Source organism: Neotabrizicola shimadae (assembly GCF_019623905.1).
Taxonomy (GTDB): Bacteria; Pseudomonadota; Alphaproteobacteria; order Rhodobacterales; family Rhodobacteraceae; genus Neotabrizicola; species Neotabrizicola shimadae.
In genome coordinates this window covers 160,190-172,674 of the sequence record NZ_CP069370.1, presented here as the reverse complement: position 1 = coordinate 172,674, position 12,485 = coordinate 160,190, and the positions used below count along the sequence as shown (strand labels likewise).

The 12,485-nt window shown below is 68.2% G+C and carries 11 protein-coding genes; all 11 read right to left on the bottom strand.

What is annotated here, in order from left to right:
• Positions 1 to 102 precede the first annotated feature (102 nt).
• Positions 103 to 933, bottom strand: a complete 831-nt coding sequence (locus JO391_RS00840; RefSeq protein ID WP_220662330.1) for a LytTR family DNA-binding domain-containing protein — start codon at positions 931 to 933, stop codon at positions 103 to 105.
• A gap of 101 nt (positions 934 to 1,034) precedes the next feature.
• Positions 1,035 to 1,925 (bottom strand): bifunctional methylenetetrahydrofolate dehydrogenase/methenyltetrahydrofolate cyclohydrolase FolD, encoded by an 891-nt coding sequence (gene folD / locus JO391_RS00835; RefSeq protein WP_220662329.1) that lies wholly within the window; start codon positions 1,923 to 1,925, stop codon positions 1,035 to 1,037.
• Between the two features lie 104 nt (positions 1,926 to 2,029).
• Positions 2,030 to 3,706, bottom strand: a complete 1,677-nt coding sequence (locus tag JO391_RS00830; protein WP_220662328.1) for a formate--tetrahydrofolate ligase — start codon at positions 3,704 to 3,706, stop codon at positions 2,030 to 2,032.
• A 193-nt stretch (positions 3,707 to 3,899) separates the two neighbouring features.
• On the bottom strand, positions 3,900 to 4,622 hold the full coding sequence (locus tag JO391_RS00825) for a methyltransferase domain-containing protein (RefSeq protein ID WP_375155678.1): 723 nt from the start codon (positions 4,620 to 4,622) through the stop codon (positions 3,900 to 3,902).
• Between the two features lie 59 nt (positions 4,623 to 4,681).
• Positions 4,682 to 6,592, bottom strand: coding sequence for an ATP-dependent zinc metalloprotease FtsH (ftsH, locus tag JO391_RS00820; RefSeq protein WP_310795058.1), 1,911 nt, complete (start codon positions 6,590 to 6,592; stop codon positions 4,682 to 4,684).
• A 74-nt stretch (positions 6,593 to 6,666) separates the two neighbouring features.
• Positions 6,667 to 7,884, bottom strand: coding sequence for a tRNA lysidine(34) synthetase TilS (tilS, locus tag JO391_RS00815; protein WP_220662327.1), 1,218 nt, complete (start codon positions 7,882 to 7,884; stop codon positions 6,667 to 6,669).
• A complete protein-coding gene (gene ybgF, locus JO391_RS00810) occupies positions 7,872 to 8,717 on the bottom strand; it encodes a tol-pal system protein YbgF (protein ID WP_220662326.1) in 846 nt (281 codons plus the stop codon). Before ybgF ends, tilS begins: the two co-directional genes overlap by 13 nt.
• A 4-nt stretch (positions 8,718 to 8,721) precedes the next feature.
• Positions 8,722 to 9,267, bottom strand: coding sequence for a peptidoglycan-associated lipoprotein Pal (gene pal / locus JO391_RS00805; RefSeq protein ID WP_220662325.1), 546 nt, complete (start codon positions 9,265 to 9,267; stop codon positions 8,722 to 8,724).
• Positions 9,268 to 9,360: 93 nt separating this feature from the next.
• Positions 9,361 to 10,692 carry a Tol-Pal system beta propeller repeat protein TolB gene (tolB, locus tag JO391_RS00800; protein ID WP_220664389.1) on the bottom strand — a complete coding sequence of 444 codons (1,332 nt, stop codon included), beginning with the start codon at positions 10,690 to 10,692 and terminating at the stop codon, positions 9,361 to 9,363.
• A gap of 53 nt (positions 10,693 to 10,745) precedes the next feature.
• Positions 10,746 to 11,966, bottom strand: coding sequence for a cell envelope integrity protein TolA (gene tolA / locus JO391_RS00795; RefSeq protein ID WP_220662324.1), 1,221 nt, complete (start codon positions 11,964 to 11,966; stop codon positions 10,746 to 10,748).
• A gap of 13 nt (positions 11,967 to 11,979) precedes the next feature.
• Positions 11,980 to 12,483 (bottom strand): protein TolR, encoded by a 504-nt coding sequence (gene tolR, locus JO391_RS00790; RefSeq protein WP_220662323.1) that lies wholly within the window; start codon positions 12,481 to 12,483, stop codon positions 11,980 to 11,982.
• Between the last annotated feature and the right edge of the window lie 2 nt (positions 12,484 to 12,485).

Here is a 12,485-nt window from a genome sequence, read left to right as displayed (position 1 = left end):
CGGGACTCGATCTGGGGTAAGGACCTCTTGAACGGAACGTCCGGCTGCCGCAACGTCACCTATTCTTTCGAGACAGGACGACCGGCAGGAAGCCGCCGGCTTTCACGATTCCGGGGCGAGCGCCTGGGAATCTTCGGTCTCGGGCAGGTCCCAGCCGTCGATCTGCGAACGCTGCGTGCGGCTGACCGGAAGGCGGTTGCCGTCGGCCAGTTCCAACAGGACGCGGTTCCCGCTGCGGCGGATGCCGCGCGCCGCATGGCGGGCGACCCAGTGGGAGCGGTGGATGCGCGCGCCCTCCTCGCCCTCGGCCTCGGCCATGGCATCCGAAAGCCGCATGAGAAGGCTGGCGCGGCCCGCCGTGGTGACGACATCGACATAGTGGTCGCGCACCGAGATGGAGATCAGGCGGCCGCGCAGGTCCGGGTCGAGCCGCCGGAGAAGCCGGGGTTCGGGCGCTTCGCTGGCCGCGGCCGGATCAGGTGATGGCGCCGGCTGGGGGGCCGGGGCCGGTTCCCCTCCGGTCTTCGGCGGCGCGCGCAGCCGCGAGAAGGCGGCGGCGGCCATGGTGGCGAAGAACAGAGAAGCGCCGATTTCGGTCGCGGAATGGACCGGCGGTTCTTGCGGGGCGAAGGCCTGGACCATCCGGCTGAAGGGAAAGGACAGAAGGATCGCAAGCATCGCCCCGACGGCCAGCCCGGAAAGCCAGCTGTCACGCAGGCGCGGCACACGGCGAATCAGAACCGACAACAGCGATGCGGCCAACAGGACAAGGGCAACGGTGGCGCCCCAAAGCACGAACCGGCTTGGCAGATCCATCGCGGCATAGGTGCCAAACGGCCCCACCAGGGCCACGGCCAAGGAGACGGCCAACCAGAACATATAGGCACCGCGCTGGCGGAACGGCGCCAGCCACTCGTCAAACACACGTCGCATTCTTCCTGCCGATGCAACCGCTTACAGCATGGTGCTACCGGCTGCAGGTTGAATTGGCAACGGCGGAATCGCCCAATTGAGCGCGCGGTCGCGCAGCCGTGTCAGGCGGTGAGGCCTTCTGGTTCCGCCAGACCGTTGGCGCGGCAGCAGGCGGTCAGCGTGTTGGCCAGAAGGCAGGCGATGGTCATGGGTCCGACGCCACCAGGAACCGGGGTGATGGCGCCCGCGACCAGGGCCGCACTGGCGTAGTGGACGTCGCCCACCAGCTTCTGCTTGCCGTCGCGCTCGATGCGGTTGATGCCCACGTCGATCACCGTGGCGCCGGGCTTCACCCAGTCGCCGGGGATCATCTCGGGCCGGCCCACCGCCGCCACAAGGATATCCGCGCCGCGGCAGACGGCGGCCAGGTCTTTCGTGCGGCTGTGCGCGATGGTCACGGTGCAGCTGTCTCCCAAGAGAAGCTGGGCCATCGGCTTGCCCACGATGTTCGACCGGCCCACGACCACGGCGTTCAGCCCGGCCAGCGAGCCATGATGGTCGCGCAGCATCATCAGGCAGCCAAGCGGCGTGCAGGGCACCATCGACTTCTGCCCGGTGCCCAGAAGGCCCACGTTCGAGATGTGGAAGCCGTCCACGTCCTTCGCTGGGTCGATGGAATTGATCACCAGATCGCTGTCCAGATGCTTTGGCAGCGGCAGTTGCACCAGGATGCCGTGCACCGCCGGATCGGCGTTCAGCCGGGCGATCAGGGCCAGAAGCTCGGCCTCCGAAGTCTCGGCCGGCAGCTTGTGTTCAAAGCTCGCCATGCCGCATTCCACGGTCTGTGTGCCCTTGTTGCGGACATAGACCTGGGAGGCCGGGTCCTCGCCCACCAGAACCACGGCCAGACCCGGCGTCAGGCCCTGTTCTTCCTTCAGCTTCGCCACATGCGCCGCCACCTGGGCCCGCACCTTGGCCGCAAAGGCCTTGCCGTCGATCACCGCTGCTGTCATCGCGCCCTCTTTGGACAGGCGACTCCCCTGCCCTTTCTTCCGTTCACAAATATCCCACGGGGGGCGCGGGGGGTGTGAAACCCCCCGCTCCGCCGGTCGACGACTCAGAACAACCCTTCGACCTGGCCCGCATCGTTCAGCCGGATCACCTCGGCGCTCGGCACCTTGGGCAGACCCGGCATCGTCATGATCTCGCCGCAGATGGCGACGATGAAGCCCGCGCCGGCCGAAAGCCGCACCTCGCGCACCGGGACCGAATGGCCGGTGGGCGCGCCGCGCAGGTTCGGGTCGGTCGAGAACGAGTACTGCGTCTTGGCCATGCAGATCGGCAGGTGGCCGTAACCGGCGGCTTCCCAGGCCTTCAACTGGTCGCGGATCGACTTGTCGGCCAGCACTTCGTCGGCGTGGTAGATGCGCTTGGCGATGGTCTCGATCTTCTGGAACAGGCCCATTTCGTCGGGATAAAGGGGCGCGAAGTGGCTTGCGCCGCTTTCGGCCAGGCTGACCACCTTCTTCGCCAGATCCTCGATCCCGGCAGAGCCTTGCGCCCAGTGCTTGCACAGGATCGCCTCGGCGCCTTGAGCCGCCACGTAATCCTTCACCGCCTGGATTTCGGCGTCGGTGTCCGAATAGAAATGGTTGATCGCCACGACAACCGGCACGCCGAACGACTTCACGTTGGCGATGTGGCGGCCAAGGTTCGGGCAGCCCTTCTTCACGGCCTCCACATTCTCGGCGCCCAGGTCGGCCTTGGCGACACCGCCGTTCATCTTCATCGCGCGCACGGTCGCCACAATGACGGCGGCCGATGGCTTGAGCCCGGCCTTGCGGCACTTGATGTCGAAGAACTTCTCGGCACCGAGGTCGGCGCCGAAGCCGGCTTCGGTGACGACATACTCACCCAGCTTCAGCGCGGTCTTGGTGGCGATGACCGAGTTGCAGCCGTGGGCGATGTTGGCGAACGGGCCGCCGTGCACGAAGGCCGGGTTGTTTTCCAGCGTCTGCACCAGGTTCGGCTGCATCGCGTCCTTCAGAAGCACGGTCATCGCGCCGTCGGCCTTGATGTCGCGGCAGTAGATCGGCTTCTTGTCGCGGGTGTAGGCGACGACGATGTCGCCCAGGCGCTTTTGCAGGTCTTCCAGGTCATTCGACAGGCAGAGGATCGCCATGACTTCCGAGGCCACGGTGATGTCGAACCCGGTCTGGCGCGGGAAGCCGTTCGACACGCCGCCAAGCGAGACCACGATGTCGCGCAGCGCACGGTCGTTCATGTCCATCACGCGGCGCCACACCACGCGGCGCTCGTCGATCTTCAGCTCGTTGCCCCAGTAGATGTGGTTGTCGATCATCGCCGACAGCAGGTTGTGGGCCGAGGTGATGGCGTGGAAGTCGCCGGTGAAGTGAAGGTTCATTTCCTCCATCGGCACGACCTGGGCCATGCCGCCACCCGCAGCGCCGCCCTTCATCCCGAAGTTCGGGCCAAGCGAGGCCTCACGGATGCAGATGACCGCCTTCTTGCCGATGCGGTTCAGCCCGTCGCCCAGGCCCACGGTGGTGGTGGTCTTGCCTTCGCCCGCCGGAGTGGGGTTGATGGCGGTGACGAGGATCAGCTTGCCATCGGGCTTGCCCGCCAGCGACTTGATGAACTCCTGGCCCACCTTGGCCTTGTCATGGCCATAGGGCAGCAGGTGTTCGGCCGGGATGCCGAGCTTTGCCCCGATCTCCATGATCGGCTTCTTCTTCGCTTCCCGCGCAATCTCGATGTCGGTCTTGAAGGCCATTCTCGCGTCTCCCTGGAGGGCTTTGCCCGTTTGCGACGTGATACCGGGCGAAACCGGGCCAGCAAGGCGGATTTCCGACCTGTCCGGCGCGAAATCCGCCCCTGAGGTTTCCGATGGGAAACCTCGGGCCCGGCGCGGGGCGTTTGGCCTGGCGGGGGCCGACCTCTTCGAAGAACCCGGGCAAGGCGCGGGGTCAGCGCCGCAGGGTGAAGAAGGTCCGGCGAAAGGGCATCAGCGCCGATCCGTCCGGCCGCAACGGATAGGCCGAGGCCAGCGCCTCGTCATAGGCGCGAGTGAAGGACCGCGCTTCCACCTGGTCCATCCGGTCGAGGAAGGGCCGCATGGCGGTGGATTCGGTGAAGCGGCGCACCGGGTGGGCATCGTCATCGGCGGGCAGAGGCTGGATGTAATCCGTCTCCCAGGCCGTGACCTCGCCCAGGGGCTCCAGCATCGCCCAATAGTCGGCCGCGGGGGCCACTGGCGGTTGCCAGTCGGCAAGGTCGAAGCGGCCGGGGAACATCGCGGCGGCAATGTCGCGCAGGAAGCGGTGCGAGGGCTGGCCATACTGGCGCGGCATCTGCACCGCCAGAACGCCGCCGGGCGCGAGACGTGCCGCAAGGCGCGGCATGAGGGCCGCGTGGTCGGGCAGCCAGTGCAGCGCGGCGTTCGAGTAGATCAGCGCAGCCGGTTCCGGGGGAACCCAGGCGGCGATATCCGCCTCGCATATCACATGGTAAAGGCCGCTTTCCGCCGCCTTGGCCAACATCGCGGGCGAGGCATCCACCCCGATGCGGGGGTGGCCGGGGAAGCGTTCGGCCAGCGCGGTCGCGACCGCGCCGTTGCCGCAGCCAAGGTCGATCACCGGGCCGTCCGGCAGGTCTCCCACCTGCGCCAGCAGGTCGAGCGCCGGTCGCAAACGCAAACCCCGAAACCTGGCATAGGTTTCGGGGTTCCAGTCTGTTGCGCCTATGCCTGTCACACCGCGGGCTCGGGTTCCGGCCCGGGTGATGCAGCCTTGGGCTTGGTCTTTGGCACCCCGATCACCGAGGTGATGCCGCCGCCAGGGCTGGAGCCGGCGCTGTCGTCATCGCCGCCCAGTGCTTCGCCCGCCATGACCTTGCGGATCTCGTCGCCCGTCAGGGTTTCGTATTCCAGAAGGCCCTTGGCCAGACGTTCGAAGTCATCCGCCTTCTCGATCAGGATGCGTCGGGCGGTTTCGTAGCCTTCGTCGATGAGGCGCTTCACCTCGTTCTCGATCAGTTCCTTGGTGTGGGCGCTGACCGAGAAGCCGGCGGTGTTGCCCTGATAGCCTTCATGCGCCTCGGCATAGTCGATGTTACCGATCTTGTCGGACATGCCCCACCGCATCACCATGGCGCGGGCCAGCGACGAAGCCTGCTGGATATCGCCCGCCGGACCGGAGGATACGCCCTCTTCGCCGTACTTGATGATCTCGGCCGCCTTGCCCGCCATGGTCATGGCGATCTTCTGCTTGCCCTCGTCCTTGTGCATGTTCAGCCGGTCCATCTCGGGCAGGCTGACCACCATGCCAAGCGCACCGCCGCGCGGGATGATCGTCGCCTTGTAGACCGGGTCGCATTTCGGAAGGTTCATGCCCACGATGGCGTGGCCGGCCTCATGGTAAGCCGTCTTTTCCTTCTGGTCGGGGGTCAGGACCATGGACCGGCGCTCGGCCCCCATCATCACCTTGTCCTTGGCGTTTTCGAAATCTTCCATCGTCACGAAGCGCCGGCCAACGCGGGCGGCCATCAGCGCCGCCTCGTTCACAAGGTTCATCAGGTCGGCGCCCGAAAAGCCCGGCGTGCCACGCGCGATGGTGCGCAGGTCCACATCGGGGCCAAGCGGCACCTTGCGGGCGTGAACGGAGAGGATCTTCTCGCGCCCCTTGATGTCGGGGTTGGGCACATGAATCTGCCGGTCGAACCGGCCGGGCCGCAGCAGCGCGGGGTCCAGCACGTCCTTGCGGTTGGTGGCGGCCACGATGATGACGCCTTCGTTCGCCTCGAACCCGTCCATTTCCACCAGAAGCTGGTTCAGCGTCTGTTCGCGCTCGTCATTGCCGCCGCCGATGCCCACGCCGCGCGCGCGGCCCACGGCGTCGATTTCGTCGATGAAGACGATGCAGGGCGCGTTCTTCTTAGCCTGTTCGAACATGTCGCGCACACGGCTGGCGCCGACGCCCACGAACATTTCTACGAAGTCGGACCCAGAGATGGTGAAGAAGGGCACGCCTGCCTCGCCGGCGATGGCGCGGGCCAGAAGTGTTTTACCCGTGCCGGGCGGGCCGACCAGCAGCGCGCCTTTCGGGATCTTGCCGCCCAGACGGCTGAACTTCTGCGGGTTGCGAAGGAACTCGACGATCTCTTCCAGCTCTTCCTTGGCCTCGTCGATGCCCGCCACGTCGTCAAAGGTCACGCGGCCATGCTTTTCGGTCAGAAGCTTGGCGCGCGACTTGCCAAAGCCCATGGCGCCGCCACGACCGCCGCCCTGCATCCGGTTCATGAAGAAGATCCAGACGCCGATCAGCACGATGAAGGGCAGCCAGATCGAGATCAGCGACATCACGCCGGATTGTTCCTGCGGTTCCACCCGGACCTCGACGCCCTTGCCGATCAGGCGGTCGGCGACCTCTTCCCCGGTGGGCTTGATCGCCACAAAGGTGGTGCCGTCCTTGGTGCGCAACGTCACGCGCTCGCCATCCAGCACCACGCTGGTGACATCGCCGGCATCCACCTTCTGGATGAAGTCGGAATAGGAGATCGACCGCGAGGACATGGTCGTCGCGCCGCCATTGAACAGGTTGAACAGCGCCAGGATCAGAAGAAACAGGACAACCCAGAACGCGATGTTCCGCATATTTCCCACGGGAAGACTCCTCCACGGCTCCGGGGTCGGAGCCTTTCGACATTGCGACTAAAATAGGGATAAAGCCGGGGGGTTCAATGCGCGAATAGTCCGGCAAAGAAGGACAGGGGGTCGCGGGCCGGAATTGCGCGCCATTCCGCCTCTGGACGAGCCAGCGGCGCGGCCAGAAGACGGCCCTCCAGCCAGACCGAGGGAGACACGACAAGCGTGGCGCGCGGCAGTCCAGCCTCGCGCCAGCGGGGCAGATGTGCCAGCCCCTCGGGGCCAAGCGCGCGGATCTCGGCCCGCGCGTCCGGCCCCGAGACAATCCAGCGATTGTCCCAGACCTGCCCCGGGGCGACCGCCGGTCCGCAGGCGCGCAACTCGCGGCCCACGCGCAGCCCGGTCTTGCCCCGCGACACAACCGCACCCGCCAGCGTGGCGCGGCGTGGGGCGTCCAACGCGTCGGCCAGTGCTGACAGGCGGGGCCGGTAGTGACCCCCCGTGACCCAGCCGATGGCACGGGCCAGAAGGCGCAGCTGAGTCTCGCGCGGGGCGTCGGCCAGGGCCGGGGACAAGAGCACCTCGCCCGCCTCAATACGCCCCACAGCACGGGCGGTGCGGTTGGCAAGCTCCTCCAGCGCGTCGCGTGCTAGGGCCTGGCGTTCGGCGGTGGCAGTCAGGCGGTCCACCGTAAGGCCAAGCCCGGCCAGGACCGGCAGCGCCTGCCGGGCGCGGGTCCGGTCATGCGCGGGGTCGTCATTGGTGGGGTCTTCGGTCCAGCCCTGACCACGCGCGATCAGGTAGTCGCGCAGCGCCGCGCGCCGGATGCCCAGAAGCGGGCGCAGCCACTGGATGCCCTCGGCCTCGCGACTGGCCGCCATGCCGGCCAGACCGTCCACGCCCGAGCCGCGCGCCAGCCGCATCAGAAAGGTTTCGGCCTGGTCATCGGCGGTATGCGCCAGCGCCACGCGAGAAATGCCCCGCGCCCTGGCCCAGCCGGCGATCAGCCGGCGACGGGCGCGGCGGGCCTGGTCCATCAGGTTCCCACCCGTCGGCCCCTCGGTCCAGCGCATCGTGTCATGAGGCACACCCAGTTGCGCGCAAAGCCGCGCCACCGTCGCCGCCTCTTCAGCGGCTTCCGGGCGCAACCCGTGATCCACCGTCACGGCGGCCAAGGGCGGGCCGCCCGCGCGGCGAAGATCGTCCAGCAAAAGCAGAAGGGCGACGGAATCCCCGCCGCCCGATACAGCAACCCCCAGAGGCGCGCCGCCCGTGACAGCCAGCCGCAGCGCCTGGGTCAGTTCTGGCACCCGAAGCCCTGCGCCGCAGCCACGGCCTCGCCCGCCTGGGCCGAACCGGGGAAGCGGTTGCCCACTTCGGCCAGCGTCATGCAGGCCTCGGGCGTCTGGCCCAGGGCGCCAAGCGAGCGGCCAAGCTTCAACAGCGCGCCCGCCGCCTGCGGCCCGTCGGGCTGGCCCGAAAAGGCCTCCAGATAGGCCCGTGCCGCCTTCGAGGTTTCGCCCAGGCTGGTCAGCGCGTCGCCGCGCAGCACCTGGGCCTCGGCCATCAGGGGCGAGCCAGGATAGGATTGGGCAAAGGTCGCAAAGAGCTCTGCGGCGGTACGAAAGTCACCCTGACCGAGCACCTCCTTGGCCCGGTCGAAATCGGCTTTCTCGTTGACGGCAAGTTCGGCGCCGCCTGCGTCGGAGCCCGTATCGGACGGCGCGGGCGCAGGCGCGGGCGCGATGGGCGCCGTTGTCTCGCCGCCTAGGGGCGCCTGGCCGATCTTGGTGACGTCGCAGCCTTCCTCCAGCTCGCAGACGCGGAACTCCAGGTCGCCCAGCCGGTTGCTGCCCTCGCTCACCACACGGTTGACCTTCTGCTCCACCGCCTCGGTCTGCGCGGTCAGTCGCGCCAGCGCCGCCTCGATCGCATCCAGCCGTTGCAGCGCATCGCCGCCAGCGGCGCCGGACGTGGCCGCCCCGGTCGAGATCAGTTCCGACTTCAGCGTGTCGAACTGGGCCGACAACTGGCCCAGCTCGGCCTTGATGTCGGCCAGCGTCTGGCTGTTGTCCTGCGCCAGCGACGGCACGGCCGTCAGCGCCAGCACAAGCGCCAGGGCGGGGGCGAAGGCGGCGCGCACCGGATCAGGCCCCCGATCCGGCCGACAGCACCGTCACGGCGCGGCGGTTCTTGGCATAGCAGGCTTCGTCCGAGCAGACCTCAACCGGGCGTTCCTTGCCATAGCTCACCGTGCGGATGCGGCTGGCGGGGATGCCTTGCACGATCAGGAAGTCCTGCACCGCGCTGGCGCGCTTGGCCCCCAGGGCAAGGTTGTATTCGCGCGTGCCCTGCTCGTCGGCATGGCCTTCGATCAGGATGCCGTAGTCGGGGTTGGCCTTCAGCCAGGCGGCCTGCGCCACAAGCGTCTGGCGCGCGGTGTCGGTCAGGGTGAACTGGTCCACCAGGAAGAACACGCGGTCGCCGACGCTGGCCTGGAAATAGGCGGGCGAGGCGGGATTGCTGGCATCGCCCAGGGCCGAGGTGCCGATGCCTCCCGCCCCTGTTCCACCGGCACCGCCGGCCCCACCTGCACCGCCCGCGCCACTTCCGGCGCCGTAACGGTCGGGGTTCTGGCAGGCCGCAAGGCCCAGCATCGCGATCAGCAGGACGGCCTTGGAAAGTCGGGGCATGAGGGTTCCCTCTGTTGGTCTTGGCTCGATGGGCCAAACATATCAGGTTCCCTGCGGCAGGGGAATCCGCCGCAGGGGGCAATCACGCGCCCGTCAGGGCAAAAGCGGCGACCAGGCCGGGTCAGAGGCGGGCTGGTCCAGCGGCACCTGCCGCAGGTTGCGCCCCGAGATGTCCACCGACCAAAGCGCGGGCTGGCCGCCCGCCCCCGCGCCCTGGCGCGTGAACATCAGCACGCGGCCGTTCGGCGCCCAGGTCGGGCCCTCGTCCAGGAAGGACGAGGTGAGCAGCCGTTCCTCGGACCCGTCGGTGCGCATCACGCCGATGTGGAAGCGCCCGGCATTCTGCTTGGTGAAGGCGATCAGGTCGCCGCGCGGCGACCAGACCGGGGTGGAATAGCGCCCGGCCCCGTTGGAAATGCGGGTCGCGTTGCCGCCACCCGCGGGCATCACGTAAATCTGCTGCGTGCCCGACCGGTCGCTTTCGAAGACGATCTTGCTGCCATCGGGCGAGAAGGACGGCGCCGTCTCGATCGAGGGTGCGTCCGTCAGCTGCCGCAGCCGGCCCGAACCGATGTCCAGCGCATAGATGTCGGTGTTGCCGCCCTGTTCCAGGCTGAACACCACGGTCTGCCCATCGGGCGAAAAGCGCGGGGCAAAGGTCATGGTGCCGGGCTGTTCCTCCAGCGCGCGGGTCTTCAGGCTGGCCACGTCCATCACATAGATGCGCGGGAACCCCGTGGCATAAGAGGTGAACAGGATCCGGTCACCCGTGGGCGAGAAGCGCGGCGCGATGACGATGGAGGAGGAATCCGTCAGGTACTGCACATTGGCGCCGTCGTAATCCATCACGGCCAGGCGCTTCTGGCGGTTGTCCTTCGGTCCGCTTTCACTGACGAAGACCACGCGGCTGTCGAAGTATCCGCCCTCGCCGGTGATGCGGGAATAGACCTGGTCGGCCACCTTGTGCGCCATGCGCCGCCAGCTTTTCGTGGTGCCGGCGAATTGCAGCCCCTCGCCCAGGGGCTGGCCCGAGAAGATGTCGAACAGGCGGAACTTCACCACCAGCTTGTCGCCGGAAACGCTGACCGCGCCCGTGATCAGCGCCTGGGCGTTGATCGCCTTCCAATCCTCATAGGCCACCGGGGCGTCGAAGCTGGTCACCTGGCTGATGTAGGCATTCGCCGGGATCTCGGCGAAAAGGCCGGTTCCCGCCAGATCGGCCGCCACCACCCTGGTCAGGTTGGCGGCATATTCCCCGGCCGCGCCGTTTTCCGCGATGAACTGCGGAATGGCAAAGGGCAAGGGCTCGATCACGCCATCTGTGATGACGATGCGCAGAGGCTCGGCCGTGGCCGTCTGCGGCACGGCAAGGGCCAGTGCGGCAAGGGCGGCGAAAAGTGTGGCAAGGGTTTTCAGGCGGGTCATCGGGCGGTTCGCTCCCTGTTCGGGGGTCGGGGGGATGATGGGCAGCGGGGCGGTCATCTCATCCTCATCCCGCTGGGATCGAAGACAAGCTCCAGTTCCTTCCACTGGTCGTATTTCTCGGGCGGCAGCGGGAAGCCCCGCGCGCCGCAGCGGATGATGGCACGCCGCGCGGCCTCGAAGGCGCCGCGCGCCCCGGCATCGGTGCCGCCCTGCGATTCGATCAGCCGGATCGAGGCGGCATCGGGCACGCCGTCCTGCGAGACATTCACGCCCACCACCACCGTGGTCTGCAAGGCATCCGAGGACAGCGCGCCCACATTCCAGCATTGCTGCACGGCAACCCGCAGCGCGTCCTTCTCGCCGCTGGTCATCGGCGGGCCCTGAGGCGCCTCCTGACCGCCCTCGGCGGCACTCTCGGCGGCCGCCTCGGCCAGTGCGGCCGCGATGGCCTCCGCCTCGGCATCCGCGGCCGCCTCCGCAGCCTCGGCCGCCGCATTGTCGGACGAGGCCGTGGCCGTCTCGGCCGCTGCCGGCTTCGCCGGTTTGGCGGGCTTGTTGCGCGGCCGGACCGAAGCCGTCGGCGCAAGCTCGGGGGCCGCGTCGGTCGGCTCAGCCTCGGGCGTGATCTGCGTCGTCGCTTCCTCGGGCGCGGTCTCGGGCTTCTCCTCCTCGACCACCTGCGGCTCGGGCGTCGGTTCCGGCGTCACGGCGGGCGTGGGTTCGGGCGCGGTTTCGGTCTGCGGCTCGGGCGCCTCGGCAGGAACCGGCGCCACGCGCTGCGAGGGCCGCGGCTTCGGGCGGGCCGAGGAGGTCGGCACCGGGATGGGCTGCTCCACCGCGGCGGGCGGGGCCACGGGCGGCGGCGCCTCCACCGGGGCGGGCTCGGGCTCCGGTTCGGGCACAGGCTCGGGGTCCGGCGCCGGTTCGGGCTCCGGCTCGGGTTCGGGTTCGGGCTCCACCGGCCTGGGCAACGGCGCAGGCTCTGGCTTTGCCGGTTCCGGGGCGGGCTCGGGCGCCGGTTCAGGCTCCGGTTCCGGTGCCGGCTCCACCGGCGCGGGCGCCTTGATCTCTTCGGCCGGGGCCGGCTGTTCCGCCGGGGTCTCGGTCGAGGGCGCAGCCGCCATCATCGCATCGAACTCGGCCGACGAGATCATCGAGACCTGCGTGACCTGCACAGGCTCCATGTCCTGCGGCGCAAAGAGCCAGTCCCCCAGGACGACCCAGAGGATCAGGCCCATATGCCCGATGCCGGAGATGACAGTGCCGGTGTTCATCGCCCCGGCCCGCTCAGCCGCCGTCGCCCGCGGGCTCGGCCGGCACCTGGTCGGCGCCGAAGCTCGGACCCTGGGTGTCGGTCACCAGGCCGATGTCGGTGAAGCCCGCGCGGTTCATCGCGCCCATGATCTGCGCCACGCGCTCATAGGGGATGGACCCGTCGGCGCGCAGGAACACCTTCTTGTTCTCGCGCTGCGCCGCAATCGCCGTCAGCTTGGGGATCAGCTCGCCCTCTGCCACCTCGGTGTTCATGATCATCAGCCGCCCGTCGGCGGTGACGGTCAGCGTCAGCGGCTCTTCCTGCTCGGTCGGCATGGCATTGGCGGCGGTCTTCGGCAGTTCAACCGGCACGCCCACTGTAAGAAGCGGCGCCGCCACCATGAAGATGATCAAGAGCACCAGCATCACGTCCACGAAGGGCGTGACGTTGATCTCGCTCATCGCGGCCGACTTGCCGCGGCGATGCCGCCTGCGCCCGCCGCTGCCGCCCGATTTCTGGATGACCCCTGCCCCCATGG